At 40.7% G+C, this 17,716-nt stretch carries 1 protein-coding gene; it reads right to left on the minus strand.

Annotated features, from left to right (window positions below; genetic code table 11):
* Positions 1 to 20: 20 nt before the first annotated feature.
* Positions 21 to 17,525: a DUF2341 domain-containing protein gene (locus HYW21_08920; protein ID MBI2549442.1), complete on the minus strand. Its 17,505-nt coding sequence runs from the start codon at positions 17,523 to 17,525 to the stop codon at positions 21 to 23.
* Positions 17,526 to 17,716 lie beyond the last annotated feature (191 nt).

Below are 17,716 nucleotides of genomic sequence, written 5' to 3' on the forward strand. Positions count from 1 at the left end.
AGAGAATTCAACCGTTTATTTTAGCTAGGGCTTACCACTGACTCGTTTTCTTCTTCACTCTTTTCTTTGTTTTCTTCACGGACTGAACCAAAGCTCAGCAGAGGATCTTCATTATCCGGATAGGAAAGGGTTGGATCCAGTAAAGGTTGTGAAGAGCTTTCTAAGCTACTTAATGACTTGACATAGATCAATTGAACAGCATCGGCAAGGACATAACCATTGGCCTCATCGCTAACGAGTACTCCCTCAGTTTGGCTATTATCAAATTCATATTGGCCAAGGTAGATCCATTCATTTCCTAGTGTAGAGAGATTACGGATGATCCATGGAGAAACACCATTTCGATGATAGATTTGGTAGTGCGCATTCTTAGCCATAAGACCAAGATATTGATGCTCAAATTTCCAAACATAGACATCATAGGTTGCGGGAGGAACAAGATCATCAACAAGCCATGCTGCTTTCTCTAGCCCTGTTCCTGCATCATTATAGCGAGTATTTCCTGCATAAGCATTCGTAATCGTAATAAGATTCCATGCGCCAGCAACAATAACAAATCCAGGATCTTTATTATCAACAATATAAACCAGAGGGAGATCAAGCACGGTTACATTCACCAGTTCACTCACCATGAATTCACCATCACTTACGGTAATTAAAAAGGTATAATTCCCTGCATCATCATAACTGGTATTCCAAGTAAAGACATTGTCCTGTTGTACAAAGCGGCTATCATTGATCATAAAAGAAAGGGTATCATTCTCTGGATCAGTAGCATTCACTTGTATCATTACTTGTTGGGTTTCATTAATGGTAATCGAGGAGAGTGGTTGGAGGTACGGTGGGCTATTTTGGGTCATATCAACAACAGTAATACTGATAACTTCTTGATCAGTTGCTGTCCCATCAGTGACATTAAAGGTAACAACATAGACACCAGAGTCATTACTTGTTGGAGTCCAGCTGAATTCGCCAGTTATAGCATTAAAGCTAACATCACTGGGAAGTACTTCAGCAGCGTCAGTCCCAAAGACAAGGGGATCATTATCAGCATCAATTGCATGAAGCGCAAGGAAAAGAGTTTCTCCCTCAACAAGAGATTGATTTCCAAGAGGATCTAAGACTGGAGCTCGATTACGGAACGAGGTCTTAATAAGGTGGTAGCTTTTCTGTGTGTTATAGTAATAAAGCTGGAGCTTGATGAAATGGTTGATGTGATTACTTAAGAGATAAGTAATATCTTGCTGAAGATTTGCCGGATACACATTTTGTGTATCATAACTCGTGGCACTTTCAGTTGCATAATCATAGACCACAAGATTGGTTACTTCTTCTATTGGAGTAATTAAGAGTCGCTCATTCTCTCCAAAGAAAGTGTACATCTCTGAGCCCCAACTATTAAAAGGACCATCTGCACTGGGGTAAGCGCCTTCTTCAATACCACCGTCAGGGGAATATTTTACTAAGTGGAAATTTCGGAGCACATCATACTGATAAAGGCTTATCTGAACAAGGTGATTGGTAAACGCATCAAGATAAGGGGTGATGTCAAAGGTATCATAAGCATTCTGTCTACTGATGTTAATCCTTTTTTCAAATCCTCCATTGTAGTCATAAATCCGTATGTTATTAAATTGTTTTTCTGCGGCAACAACATAGCTTTCTCCTATCTGTGGAACCGTATACAATGAACTTGACCAGGAATAGAATGAACTTCCTGGCTGGTTACCATCAGCACCTTCAACAATGCCTCCTTCAGCAGTTCGTTTCACCAGATGGAAATTACGTTCAGTAGCACCATTCAAGGCTTTGATCTGAATAAACTTATTTTCATATGCCGCAAGCAAAGGGGTAATGTCACGAAGCATGCCACGAGGAATGCTTGTTGGGAGATCATAATACTGCCAATATTCATCATCATAATCATAGACGCCAATTCTAGTAACCATACTGTCAGGTGCAATGGCCAATCGTTCTCCGTTTCTGAAGAAGGTAAACATATAGGAAGACCATAAGCTAAAGGAACTGCCATAGCTAGCATACCCACCTTCAATAAAGTCGCCACTTGCTGTTTTTTTAACGAGATGGAAATTTCGTGGAATATTATTGAAATAAACATTGAGCTGAATAAGATGATTATCATATCGAGAAAGATTACTCAAGCGAGTAAGTTCAACAGCAGTTCCTCCATGATAATTCTGACCAAGAGGATAGGTGTAGGATTGATCATCGCTGTAATCATAAACGGTAAGTGTATTAAAGTAGTTATCAGCGGCAATAGTCAGTTCATCATTGGGTTGGAGAACCGTATACAAGTTGTTGGACCATGAATAGAAGGAACTGCCATAACCTGCTCCTGCTCCTTCAACAATACCGAGGCCATAGCTTTGCGCATCAATTGCTGGGCCTTCTAACCCAGCTTCAGAGGGGAAATACCCTTGCGTGTTTTCATCATCGTAATAAAAGCGATATGCTAGTGTTTGATTTCTATCAGTTACTGTTGGTAAATAAGTAAATGTAACCTGAGCTGGAGAATCTATGTTTTGTGTAGCAACTGTTTTCCACCAACCATTGGTTAAAATTTGGAGCGATAAGGTAAAAGGCCTCTCTTGTTCTGCAACAGTTAGTTCATAAGTAAATTCATCACCCCACCCTCCTTGCAAAGGCGTTACTGAAGCATTCAAAAATACCGGCGGCAAACGCAAAGAAGGATTAGCTATTGTTGTTTTCACGAGATGGAAATTGTTCTTCTGTGTACCATCATAGATATTCAACAATATGAATGATCCTTTTTGTTCAGCAATGAAATTAGTGATGTCAATAAGCTTTGCAGCAGGATAATCGTTTCGTAAGGAATAATTAAACCAGGTATTCGTACGGTAATTAAAGATCTGGACCATGTTTGTTGTTCTGTCTGGAGCAACAAGAATGCGCTCGTTTGTCCTAAAAAGAGTATACATATCCGAACTCCAACTATTGAACGGGCCATCGCCACTTGGGTAAGCACCTTCTTCTATTCCACCCTGAGGAGAATATTTGACCATGTGGAAATTACGCCATGTATCATACTGATAAAGACTAATACTCACGAGACGGTTACTAAAAGAAGCGAGATAAGGAGTTATATCAACTGCTGCGTATGCTTCTTGTCTGGTAATATTAAATTGACGTTCATTGCCCGTAACATAATCATACACCCGTATATTATTAAAGAAATTATCCGGAGTAACGAAATAGCGCTCTCCTTGTTGGGCGACGGTATATAATATACTTGACCATGAATAGAATGAACTTCCTGGCTGGTTGCCATCAGCGCCTTCAACAATACCTCCTTCAGTAGTTCTTTTTACCAGATGGAAATTACGTTCAGTAGCTCCATTCAAGGCTTTGATCTGGATAAACTTGTTTTCATATGCCGCTAGTAGTGGCGTGATGTCACGAAGCATACCACGGGGAATGCTTGTTGGGAGATCATAATACTGCCAATATTCATCATTATAATCATAGACGCCAATTCTCGTAACTGTACTGTCAGGCGCAATAGCCAATCGTTCTCCGTTTCTGAAGAAGGTAAACATATAGGAAGACCATAAGCTAAAGGAACTGCCATAGGCAGCATAGCCGCCCTCAATGAAATCACCACTCTTGGTTTGTTTGATCATATGGAAATTTCTGTAGGTGGTATCATAAAACGCTTGGATGGTAACGAGGTGGTCCTGATGATTTTGGAGAGCACCAGTAATGTCAATTTCTGTACCAGCAGCATAGGTCTGATTAAGCATGTATGAATAGGAGAGATCATCAACCATGTCATACACTTGAATGAGATTAACCGTATCACTAGCTGCTATGATAAATTCATCTCCCTGCTCAACAACCGTATACAAGGTGTTTGACCATGAATAGAAGGAACTGCCATAACCTGCTCCTGCACCTTCAACAATGCCTAAACCATAAGGAGTGTTATCAAGGACAACGCCTTCAAGTCCGATCTGTGATGGATAATATCCCTGCTGAACCGTAAGATTATTCCAGATTTCCGTATAGAAGAATCGATAACGTGTTGTTTGATTCAGGTCAACAGCAGTGAAATTATAGGCAAACGTGATATTTCGATCGGTACACCAAGAGCAAAGCAGACTACTGGTATTTCTCCACATCCCATTAGCGTATACTTCTAACGTGAGGTAAACATCTCCTCCCTCTCTATCCATCACTCGTGTCTGATAAAGATACTGATTGTTCCATGAGCCAGAAGGCGGAGTTACTTGTGAGTTTACAAAGGATGGTTTTTCATTTATCTGAACCGGAAGTAATGGAGACGCACGATTGTTGGTCTCATTTTGTTCAGTAAATGTGTTCAGTGGATCAAGAACAACAATGATGGTGTGATTTCCAGAAACCAATGTCCAGTTGTTGAGATATTGTCCTGAAGGTGGAAGGATCACTGTTTGTGAGCTGTTTGGCGAAAGTAGTGGAACGACAAGTTCTCCAAGAAGCGACGATGATCCATTCGGAATATTGGGGAGATCATACACCAGAACAGGCACATTGGATAAACTTGCTGATCCTTTATTGTGGATGGTAATATTGATGGTTACAAGCTGTCCCTGTACAGGTTCTGGAGTTGAAAATGAAACATCAGTATTACTGATCAAAAGATCAGAAAGGAGATTTACCGCAAATTCCTGACTGGCCCTATTGTTGACTTCACTTTTTTCTTCAATAATGTTCAACGAATCAAGAACCACAGAGATCTCATGTAGTCCCTCACTGTTGTTCCATGGAAGAGAAGCAACTTTACGTAAACTTTGCTGTTGGGATCGTGGATCTAATGCTCCGGTGATAAGAGCAGCATCGCCACTCCATCCACCAACATCTTGACCATAATCACCATTTGACCACTCAAGATTTCCTTCGGAATCGTAGATGTAGATCCATCCTGATTTGTCCCCAATCATCAATTCACTATCGCCATCATTGTCATAATCTCCAAAAAGAGGAGACGTAGGATTTTCCTCTAAAGATGGCAGTTTAATGTCTCTTTCAAGAACATAGCCATCATTACCATCAGATTCGTAAACCCACACATGCCCATCTTCATCCAAAGCACGAGAAGATCCAATTGCTATCTCGTCTTTTCCATCTCCATCCCAATCAGCAATGCTTGTTGGAGAGAGATGTCGACTAAATCCATTTTCACCTGGCAGACTCATCCATTCTTGACGGTAGTATCCTGCGGAAATGTATTGATAGACAAACACTGCACCTTTGTTATTTTCAGCGTAATGATCACGATCTCCTGTCCATATTTCAATGTTCCCATCATTATCAGTATCACCAAGGGCAATTCCCTGAAGATATCCGCCAAGATCTTCGCTTACCCATTCTCGCACATAGACTCCATGATCATACCCATACACCTGAAGCTTTGCATTAGTATCACGATATTCATTAAAGATAATCTCCATGGTTCCATCATTATCGACGTCTTCAACAGCAAGCGAATGAATGTTCTCTGTATCTTCTGCTATGAATGTGGATTCCCGGATAAAGGTACTTCCATTCCATCCCCAGATTTCAATTTCATCAGGGCTTGGTCCTTGATCAGCAATGATCATTTCAGCAATCCCATCATTATCGACATCGCCGATGGTAATTCCTCCTTCCGAACTTAGTCTATCCACGGTTGCATTAAACATATTTACTAAAGGATAAGCTCCAGGGTATCTGAAAACATAAAAGGTACTCGTACCTCCACAGGAGAAAATAAGTTCAGGATTCCCATTACTATTAACATCACCAAGTGCAAGTGCATTACACCAATTACCTGGATTATAGCTCCACAATGTTGTCTTATTCACCGGATCTATAATCGTAATCCCATTCGCATAGCTGCCTAAAATAAGTTCGCTATTTCCATCCCTATCCAAATCAGTGTTGCTCTTAAACCAAGGTTCGCTATCAAGTTCCTCAACTATGCTCCTTCCGATCAATGTTCCATTCTCAGGAGTACCATCATAAAAGTCAAGTGAGAGGTTATAGGCAGTATCTCCGCCATTGTTCGCAACAGTAGCCAAAAGCACACCAGTTCCTGGTACAATCAGCTCAGGCCCGAGTATCAGCTCTGGTTCAACCAGTGCATACTTTCTCACAACCAAAGCATCAATCCAGCCCGTGTCAGATCCTGCTGTTGTATTTGCATTTTTCTCGTAGGCAAATCTCAGAGTTTTTAGTCCTTCAGTCAGGCCCTTGCTCACCTTTGTCCACGAAACTGTTCCTGAAATGCGCTCTTCATAGCCACCTATTCGACTGCATGAGATATTCTGCACACAATAATAGAGGAAATCTTGGTTCTGTTCAGAAGAAACTGACCAATAAAAGACAAGAGATGCAGGCAGGGAAAGATTCAACTGCTTCTCAATCCATGAAATTTGTCTATCAGCAATATCATTATTCCCTGAGGAGAAATTTCCTTCATATTTGGTGGAGCTGTATTTTCTCCAATAGGGTGAGACACTTCCTCCCAATGTCCAATAGCTTGTATTAATCGGGCCTTCTTCCCAATTCTCAAAGATATCAAAAACATCTTTTCCATTACTTTGACCAGTTGCCGAATTATTCCCGTATGAGAGAGCAACGGTCAAGGTACTGTTGGCAGAGAGGCGAGGGATTTTAAACCAAAGACGAGTATTATTGGTATTACATCCTGACTCAAGCCAATAGCTTAATGGCTGGCCTTCCATAGTCGCTATTCGTAGATCACCACAATCTTGACGTAGGACATCCCTACTTACAAGGGTTGCTGTATCCAAAGAAACAGCTACTGGATAGTCAAGCAAATCACGGCCCGAGATCTCATGCAATGTTACTATCCTTTGGAGCAAGAACATTCCCTGAATGTCCCTTGCTTTTAGCGAAACATCAGGAAGAATTGAAAACAGCGTGGTAACTTGATTATTACTTTCATTTTTTTCAGTAATTTCATATAAGGGATCAGCAAAGACAGTAATGTTATGATTTCCTAACGAGACATTAGACCAAGCTATAGGAACAGAGACCTCTTCTCCTGGACGTAGCTTGGTGATTATTACGGTACCAATGATCGTTCCATTTTCCATACTTCCGTCATGGGCACGGACTCTAACATAAGGAGCATCTCCCTGACCGGAGTTACGAACTCTTGCTCTGATAACCGTTGACTCACCAATAAGGAGATCCGGATTTGAAAATTGAAGATCAGCATCAATGGTTAAATCTGGCAAGGAAGAATTCTGCATTTTGGTGTTTACTTTAATCAGATGATAACTCTTTTGACTACGCTGATAGAACACCTGAAGCCGTATAAAATGCTGTGTATGTTCTCTAATTATTTCTGTTATATCCACTAATGCATATTTCGGATAAACATTTAGAAGACTATAGTTGTACCATTGATTCGAGGAGTAATCATACAGGTACACTCGGTCAATAAAGTCATTCGGTGTAATAAGGATTCTCTCATCTTCTCGCAAGAGGGTGGAGAAATCAGTACTGTATCGAGAAAATGATCCACTATCATCAGGGTAAGCGCCTTCAACAATGCCTCCAGCCGGACTTACTTTAATCATATGGAAGTTACGATCGGTTGAGAACTGAGCTGCCTTAATTTGAACGAAACGATTAGCATAAAGCTCTGAGGCTTTACTGATATCAATGACTTCACCAGGTCCATAGGTTCTGTTCAGACGGAACTCTTCCCAAACATTAGTGATATAATCGAGAATTTTAATTCTGTCAATAGGATCCGGTCCTGCAATGTAAACTTGATCTCCTTTTTGTGGGGTTGTATACAGGTAGGTATACCATGAGTAGAATGAACTCCCCGGTTGGTTGCCATCAGCACCTTCAATGATTCCTCCCTGATTGTTTCTCTTGATCAAATGGAAATCTTTTTGGTTATTATCATCATACACTTGGATCTGGACCAATGCATTTTCATACTCTCGTAAGGTTTTGGAGATTTCCACTAATCGTTGTGCAGATGCAGTTTCACCAAGGAAGTAATATCTCCATTGGCCACTACTGAGATTATATACACCAACCTTGTTAATGTCAGCTTTCGGTGCAACATACAGACGGTCGTCTGGCAATACCATAGTGTAAGCATACCCCTGCCAGTTAGTAAAGGATCCACCGTAACCGGGATATCCTCCTTCTTGGATTGCACCTGTTTCAGTCTCTTTAAGCATATGGAAAAGCTTGACACTGCTTTGAAACATCACACGAAGCCTGAGGAAATCATCAAGGTGATGTTGAAGGAAAGGTGTAATATCAATCTCCATCCCTTTTTGGTAAATCCTACCTAGTTGATAAGTAGAGGTATTATCATAATAATAATCATATACTTCCAGGGTGTCAATAGGTTCACTGGCAACAATAAAGATACGGTCATTTGTCTGAATAGCAGTGTAGAGATCATCATCCCAGGTGTAAAATGAACTGCCATAGCTTGCTCCTCCTCCCTCAACGATACCTCTCCCATAGCTACTGTTATCAATGTAAGGACCAAGAGTGCCATCAAGACTAAGATAATAACCTTGGCTATCATTTTCAGAAAACAAGAAACGATACTGTGTTGTTTGATTTCGATCAACAGGAGTGAAGGTGTGATTAAAACTAACTATTCCTCCACGAGTGAACTGAGTTGCTACCTGTTGCCATTGATTATTAGTCAGAATTTGGAGGCTGAGATTCATACCTTCTGCATGAGGAATTGCCTCAACCGTGTAGGTATAGTCATCATTCCAAGATCCAGAACTTGGAAAGACAGATGCATTCTGGAGAATGGACGTTTCATTAGAGGCCTGTTGCAACAAAGGAACTCGCTTAATAAGATGATAATTCTTTTTGCTTGCACCAAAATAGGTTTGTATGGTTATGAGATGATTTTCGTGGTCTAAGAGATAAGAGGTAATGTCCATAATCTGGTAAGCAGGATATGTATTAGAGAGCGTGTAACTATACCATTGATCGTCACTGTAGTCATAGATCTGAAGCAGATTGATAGATTCATCAGGAGCTAAAAGCAGACGTTCATCCTTTCCAAAAAAGGTAATTAAGTCGGAAGACCAAGAACCAAATGAAGCATCAGTGTTTGCATAACCACCTTCAACCATACCCCCATTCGGTGATTTTTTAACCATGTGGAACATGCGAGCAGCACCATCTCTGAGCGCACGGATTTTTATGAGGTGAGTCGTATGATTCTCAAGAAAAGGGGTTACATCAAGACTCATACCACGCTTTGTGGTCTCATTTAATGAATAGGTATAAGCACGATCATATCCGTAGTCGTAAATCTCAAGCGTATTTACCGTGCTATTCGGAGTTACGTACAGTGTATCACCGACAAGAGGCACAGTATAGAGTGCAGTTGACCAAAGCGAGAATGAACCCCCTTGTTGAGATCCCTCTGCACCTTCTACGATACCGCCTTGCTGAGATTTTTTGATCATATGGAAATTTGTTTCAACATCATCCTGAAGAACTTTAATCTGAACAAAGTGATCAGTAAGACCTACTAGATAGGAAGTGATCTCAATAGCTTTTCCCCGAGGTAAGTAGGTAGCGTTTGCACCTGCACCGGCATCACCAATGTTAATAAGGTCAGCATAATACCACTGATCATTGGCATAATTGTATATCCCGAGTTTATTGACAACACTATCAGCAACAACATACAACCGCTCTCCAGGAAGAAAGAGCGTCTGCGCAGTTGTATCCCATGAAGTAAATGCATTTCCATACCCTCCATAAGCTCCCTCTACCATCCCACCTTCCTTGGTCGTCTTGACCATATGGAAACTCCGCTGAAGCGTTTCATAAAAAACCTGGATCTGGACGAAATGGTTCATATGCGCTTGTAAAGGTAGGGTAATGGATGTTCGCTCTCCTCTCAATGAGGTAGCATTCAAACGATAATAGAACCACTGTTCACTCAAGTAATCATAAACAGCAATGCGATTTATTGAATCTGAAGCAGTTACGAAGAATTCATCTCCCTCTTGAACAAGCGTGTATAATTGATTAGACCACGAATAAAATGAGCTGCCATAAGTTGCTCCTGCACCTTCAACAATACCAAGCTGATTGTCCTCATCATTTATTTGAGGGCCATCTAATCCAGGCTTTGAAGGGAAGTAACCACTATTGATAACACCACTGGAGTAATTTTGACTACGAACCTCGTCACTATAGAAAAAGCGGAACTTGAGGGACTGGTTTCTTTCTACTGGTGTAAAGGATGGAGAAAAGGTAAGTTCCTGCATTTGACCACAGGCTCTACAGGTCAATGTACTTATATTCTGCCACCACTGGTTTGCAAAGATCTGGAGCAAGACTTGGACATTATCAGCCTCTGGATCGGTTACATTAACGGTAAAGGTATAGGTATCATCCCACGAGCCATTTTCGGGAGAAAATGAGGGATTTATGAACACTGGAGGAAGATCTTCAGAAACATTAATCAAACGACGAGCAACATTATTGGTTTCATTGATCTCATTGATGCGGTTATCAGGGTCAACAGACACATACACTTGGCTTGTCCCGTTAGGGAGGCTGGGTTGTACGATAATAGATAAATTAACCTCTCCCTGTGCAGGAATTAACTCGAGAGTTCCCGCACCTATTGAAATATTCAATGAAGGGTCTCCCTTGAAAAGGCCAACAGGTACAGAAGAAACATTCGATGTGCCTGTATTGTGAATCGTTGCTGTAACCCACAAAGGTAAACCCTCTCGTGGAGTCTCATTTGAAAAGAAAATATCTGACGGTGTAAGGGTAAGATCAATGTAATCAAAATCAGTTGTCTTAGTAAAATCAACCCATGTTGTGCCATTAATAGATGCTTCAACATTAATGCTTCTGCCTGTTCCCGCATATACCCCATTGACGACCATGTTCCAGTCAGTGGGATCATCAATATTAACGGTATACGTTCCTGAATCAAGCATGGGAACAGCGTAATCACCATTTTCATCCGTAGCATAAAATGGCGTTTCAAATCCTGAAAGATACACTAATTCATCTGAAACACCTCCACCGGATTGGTTGATTACTCTGCCTGCAATAATAGCAGCATATTCGAGCACTGAATCAACCAAGGTAACTTGATCCTCAGCGACGGTAATGTATCCAGCGCTATTCTTAAGGGGAGTCTGAACCGGAGGAATAATATCAATGGTATATGCTCCTGGAATAACTCCAGTGAAGTTATAAGTTCCATCTTGTGTGCTTACTACTGAATAAGAGTTTGATCCAGCCATTTGGATACGTGCTGCAACAACAGGGCTTCCATTAAGGGCTCGAACCATACCTCGAACCATCCCACCTGAAGGTAAGGAGATGTTGAGATACGTTATGGAACGAAGGGATATCATCGTTTGATTTGATACTGACAAGAAATTACTTCCTTCGGGAGGAAGAGCAATAAGGGTGTACGTTCCATTAAGAAGATTCGATAAGGTAAAGAGTCCATTCTCATCAGAAGTTACTGATTGTGACGTTCTTCCCAAAGCACGAAGTGTAGCATTCGGTATGGGCACATTATTTTCATCAAAAACAATACCGCTGAGATTACCTCCTGCTTGGAAACTGGTAATATTATATATCCTTGTTTGATATGGCTGGTCTTCATTATCGATTTCTTCTGGAATTGAAAGAACAAGACGAGTAAGGTTGAATGATCCAGAACCAGCGGCAGCAGAAAGTAACATACCATCAAATTGCAAACTCAGACCATATATTCCTCGAGGTAAGAATGAAGAGTTCGCTCCACTTGTGAGATACTTCCCCTTTTGATCATACAAGATACCAGTAAGGGTATAATTTCCTGCTTTGGTTACGTTGATTCCAGTTTTTACAATAAGGACATTGTACAGAAGATCTCCATCACTATCTAATCCATAGTCCTGGTAATTTCCTATAAAAAATGCAGGAGGCCGTTGGAATGCCGTGTAGTTATATGCAGAAGTTACTGCAGGACTTGTTTCTCGGCTAACTAGAACACCATTTTGATCAAAGAGACGAAAGTTACGCAAGGTATAGGGGCCGTTTAGAGAATACTGCCAAAAGGTATAACCATTAAAGTATAGGGTGACATTACGGATGCCTTGGTCAAGATATACAACTGCTGATGCGTCAGCAATATGTTGTTGATCTTTGAATAAACTTCCCACAAGGGTATAATTCATTGGCTCACTTATGTTTACCAAAACATCAGTAGCAAGATAATTAGAGAGATTATCTCGGTCGTTGTCTATTAATCGAATACCTGATATGTTCATGCCTTGAACAATGACTACGGTGGTGGTAGCAACATTATTACCCTCATCAATCTCCAAAAGTCTGTTGTCTTCATCAAGTATTGTAGTAATCTGATGCATTCCCTTTGTTGTAATCCAGGAGAATGAAATTGGCGTGTTGTTATTAACCATCAATGAGGAAAGGGTTGTATTCAAAAGAAGTCGTGTTTCTGTACCAAGAGTACCGTCAGCACTAGTTTTACTTAAAGAGTCTGCCACTAAAGAATCTACTCCTGAAGAACCCTGTGCCAAAGAACTCTCCGAGATCTCATACGTATCATAGACCAAGATACTGATATCGCGGGCAAGAGCATTACCCTTGTTCAGCAGAGAAAGGGTTATGGTCTGATTTCCTTCAGCAGTATTCGCAAAGAGTATGTCTTCTGATGTTACAACAAGATCAGCAAAAACTTTACTGACACCTCTCGCTTGGTTATTGTTTTGATTTAATTCTTGCAATGTTGCCAAAGGATCAATAACACCATAGACGGTTCGGAGGCTTTCATTCAGTGATGATACATTCCATAGAACCGAGATAGTTGTAGAGTGGTTAGCATCAAGCGAAGGAAGGTTATTTTCTGCAATGAGGTGATCATCACTTATGTTGCTATCATAGAAACGGACAATAACCGGGGATGCAGTAATTGTTCCTATATTTTCTATTTTTGCGCTTACATTAATTGTCTGATTCTCCAAATACGTCACGTGAATTGAGGATAGAACAAGATCTGGAAGGATAATAAAGGTGTTTTGTTCATTATTGGATTCATTTTGCTCAATGATACTATCATATGGATCGACAACAAAACGAAGAAGATGCGACGCGTTGAGAAGTGGTATGGTCCAGTCAAGAGAAAGAGTGATGTTCACTCCTGCTTGCAACATACTGATGTTTTTTTCTTCTAAAAGAGTCATATTATCAAAGAATGCCACACTAATATTTTCTACAAGAAGATCACCAAGATTGGTAATGGTTGCATTAAAAGAAACTGTCTCTCCGAGCTCTGGATTTTCGTTTGAAGAACGTAGACCCTCATCCAGAATACCAACATCAGTATACCGTTCATGGTTAAGAACATAGAGATGGCTTGCATTAAAATGTGGCATGGGAAGCGTGATATTGGTTCCCTCGAAGGTTTCATTGACGATAGTAATGTTTGTTTTGAGATAGGATGTCCATATCATACCAGCAGAATCAATTCCTAAAGTCATTGCAGATTCAATCTCATGATCATGAGTTAGCTGTTTCTGAGTGCTCCAGTAATTATAGCGTGGATCATAGACAGAGTAAAAAAGGTCTAGTCCTTGCTCAGAAAGGCTTTCCCACATTGCCACAAAACGATCTCCTCGATCTGGAGCAACACGAAGTTCATTTATTCCTGTAGAAAACGTAGTTATTTGTTGTGGCATTGACCAGTTGTCATACTGACCTTGGTACTGAGTGAAGAAAAGCCGTTGGATCGTTGCATTGGTGGTAAGATTAAGCTCATTTATTGCCCAAAGAACATCTGCATTGTTTTTCGTATCATAGAAAACAACAGGCATTACATCCTCATAATTATTAACGGTTAATTGACGGGGCAATGACCATGTTTTTTTGTAACTTGCAAAGAAAAGTTCTCTGTCCTGCTGACTAGTAAGATTTCCATCCGTGTCTTGAGACCAAACAAGCAAAGCATCAGTTCCATTAAACCCAAAGCTTGGTCGAGCATCTATACCGATGCCATGGAGAGCTAGGCTTGGTGTTGTCCAGTTGAATCCATTCCAAAATGTAGCGTAAACATCTTCAACAAAAGGAATATCTTCTCCGATAAGACTAATGTTATTATCGGTGTCTTGTATCCACAGAAGCATGAGATTTCCCTCAGTGTCAGACGCAAGAGAAGGAAGAAAATCAAGGACATTGTTCTGCGTTAAAGCACTCGGTTCACTCCATTGTAGGGTTGTAGGATCAAAGAGGGCATAATAAATTTCTAAGTACGGGAAGGTTTCAGTAGGTGTTATGTTAACAGGCAGATTTTCGTTAGCAATAACGGTCCATACAGCAATTCCTTTACCATTTTGATCAAAGCTGACAACTGGTCCAACATCAGTAATAGTGTTATTAGTTATAAAAGAGGCATTACTCCATGAAAGACCATTCCACGAGGAATACTGTAATTCAAAGCTCTGGGAGAGATTTTTTGCAGGATCATCATAAACCCAGACCAGGAGTTTTGAGTCATTCCTACTTACTGCAAAGGATGGGTTTGCATAGGGAAATATGTTTTCGATAATACTTGTTTCAGTTGTCGAGCCAGAAGTGTCAGTAATCGTTTTCAGCTCAGTTGCCCTGAATAAAGAGTAATCATGATGGATATATTCTCGTTGGAGTGGAGTCCATGCACTCACATCACTGTCATAAAAAAAGCCAGCAAGTGTTTCTGGATACTTCCATGACCATACCCAGCGCATTTCCTCACTCACCCACATATAGGTTACTTTAGCCCTTACCCATAGTTCAGCAAGAAATTCTTTTAGATAATCACACCCATTGCAAAACTGGAAAGTTCCTGAGGGTTTTCCTCCCAATCCTCCTTCAACTTGTGCAAGACCTTCAGTACCAACACGAGCAACCCCTTCAACAGAAGAACCTGTATGAACTTCTCCAGACTTAAAGTCAAGTGGCATATCAGGACCTGATGCACCCCATACTGCTCCGCCCCCAAGCTCTGGCTGAATAATAACAGCAAATTCTGCAATCCACCAATTCCATGGATATTCAAACGAAGTCCAACCAGTAACGTCAATTCCTAATTCATCAAGGTAAATTTGAGGGCTGAGGTTTAACTCACCTGAGGCCATGATGTCAATGCCCATTTCCCGTTTTGGACTTGTTCCACCAACATCTACTGAAACCGTTCCTCCTCCCTCTACAAGCCCTAATCCTAAAGTGTTGTATGCAGCCTTACCCTCTACGTCCAGCTTCAATCCATATGCCCCACCAATAATCGGAATCTGCTCGGGAACGTCAAATGCTACATCAACTGCTGGATCAGGAAACTGCATGTGGAAGAACTCAAAGATAAGACCATTATCATAAAGTGTAAAGGGAGGATAAAATGCTGGTGTTGGTGAGTAGGTCATTAACCATGTATGAACACCTGTCGTATAGACCATGGAGACATAAGGCTCTGAACGTACTTCTTCTCCATCAATGATTTCAGTAGCAACCACTTCTAGCCAGTTCTCACCCAAGACAAGATCAAGCCCGGTGTCATAACTTTGGGTAGCTGCATAGTCTCCTAAAGGAAGAGGACTGCCGAGACGAGCAGGTTGGGAAATAGTTACTCCGTTAAGCGTATATTCAATACGAAGGGGTGCTGCATCTTGCTGTGTCCACTCTACATATGTATCAAAATTATTGATGGCACTGACGGCATACATAAATGCTCCTGTATAGCGTGATTTTACTGCAGTAATCTTTGGTTTATGACGAGTAATCTGTACTGAAGTTTGTGCAGGAGCATACTCACTTGCTGAACTTTCCATATGTGCAATACCTTCTTGAGTCATGGAAAGAAATGATGCTCTTGCACTACCATTTTCATCAGTGATTGCTTTCTGTGGTAAAAGTATGCCAAGAGGTTCCGGAGAAGTTATTTCTGCAAATGTTACCATTACACCGGGCTTTGCAATTTGAGCACCATGTAGATCTTTTAATTGCGCAACAATGGTACTGGTACTATTAATAGATACCTGAGAAGGCTTAGCATTGAGTGAAATAAATGCTGACGAATTTATTACTATCAAGAATGAATCACTTACCTCAAAACTAGTAGGTTGGGGCCAGCAAGTTCCAGAACATGCCCTTCCCGTTGCAAGAATAGTGAAATTATGATCATTGTTAGTAGGTTCGGGAATAACCACGTTTATATCAAAATAACGCTGACCCGTGCCAGACATAGAAGCTCTTCCAAGATAATGCCAATCTATATCACTCTCATATTTTCCAAAAACCGTGAAATAATACGCAGGGCAGGAAACCATTCCATAATATTGAAGATGAATACTTACCGTTTCGCTAGGAAAAGCACTTTCTGGTCCATTTGCATCAAATCCTGAAATATAATATCCGTCAATAATAGGATTATCGCTGTTTTTAGAGGTATCACATCGCCAGCCTCCAAGCGTTAACTGTAGTCCCCGTGTTCCTGTACCTCCTTTTTCTTCGATGTAATCAAGAAATTCTTTAAACACCGTAAAGCGTTCAGTATCGCCAGCTATGATTGATGGATGAACAACAACAAAGAAATAATGTTCCCACATCGTTATCTCATCATAACGTTTCTTGAGCAACGTAAGATATTCTTGCGCAGTAGACGAGTGTGCTTGAAATCCAAAAGAGGAGGTCTCAAATGGACCTTTTAGGCTTCCCTTTAATCCTAAATATAATTCATCGGGTGGAGAAAATAAACATACCTGACAAGTAACATTGTTGGTTTCATTCTGAGGAAAAAAATAGGTATCAACTAAGGGCACTTCACGATTATTCGTTTGAATGGTTGAGATAGGCATAATCAAGAAATTATAATCAGTGTAATAAGGAAAACGGTAACTGTCTGTTGTAGCAATGAAGCCTGTATTCATTTGAAAATCAAGATCTTGAAGGGCCTTAAAGGTATCCCTATTCTGTTGAAACTGTTGTGGCCTAAATTCTCGATACGGAAGCTGAACACCAAGCGCATCTTCAATAGCCATGAGCGAACGATTAATGCGTTCACGCTGGGTAGGATAATCAAACAAGGTAAGATCCTCTCCCTTTTGCCAACCGCCAACAGCAATTTTATGTCCTCGTGCATACACTTCGCGTACAGTGTCTGGATGACGTGAGGCAAACTCTCCAGTAACATACACCGGAACACGCCATTCATGTTCTTCCACTACATCAAGAAGTTGAAAAATATATTCATTGTCTAATTCATCCTCCAGATCAACCTGAATAGTCACATACAGCGGCTTGTGGTCAGGACTTTCGAGAAAAATAATGGTCTCGTTTGAAAGTGCTAACAGTGGAGGTGGAACAGCGGTTGTATAGGTCTGTGCAAAGGCTGAGGGAATGATGGTAAGAAAAAAAACTACAATTAATAGCGTACAAAAAAGATCATACTTTGCTAAATACTTCCTTAATCTATTCACGCAACAAACCCCCACTCATTCCCCTGTGAAAACAATCGACGATAAACGGTAACTAGAATAAATCACGGATGAAGGAACTATAAATATGTTTCGAAATCAACAAAAAACAGCAAAGCGAAATAATTATATAGTAGCTTTCCTATTACCTAAAAAGGGGGAATGTTGCGAGTGTTTATTTTATTCACTTTTTG

Source organism: Candidatus Woesearchaeota archaeon (genome assembly GCA_016187565.1).
GTDB lineage: Archaea > Nanobdellota > Nanobdellia > Woesearchaeales > JACPJR01 > JACPJR01.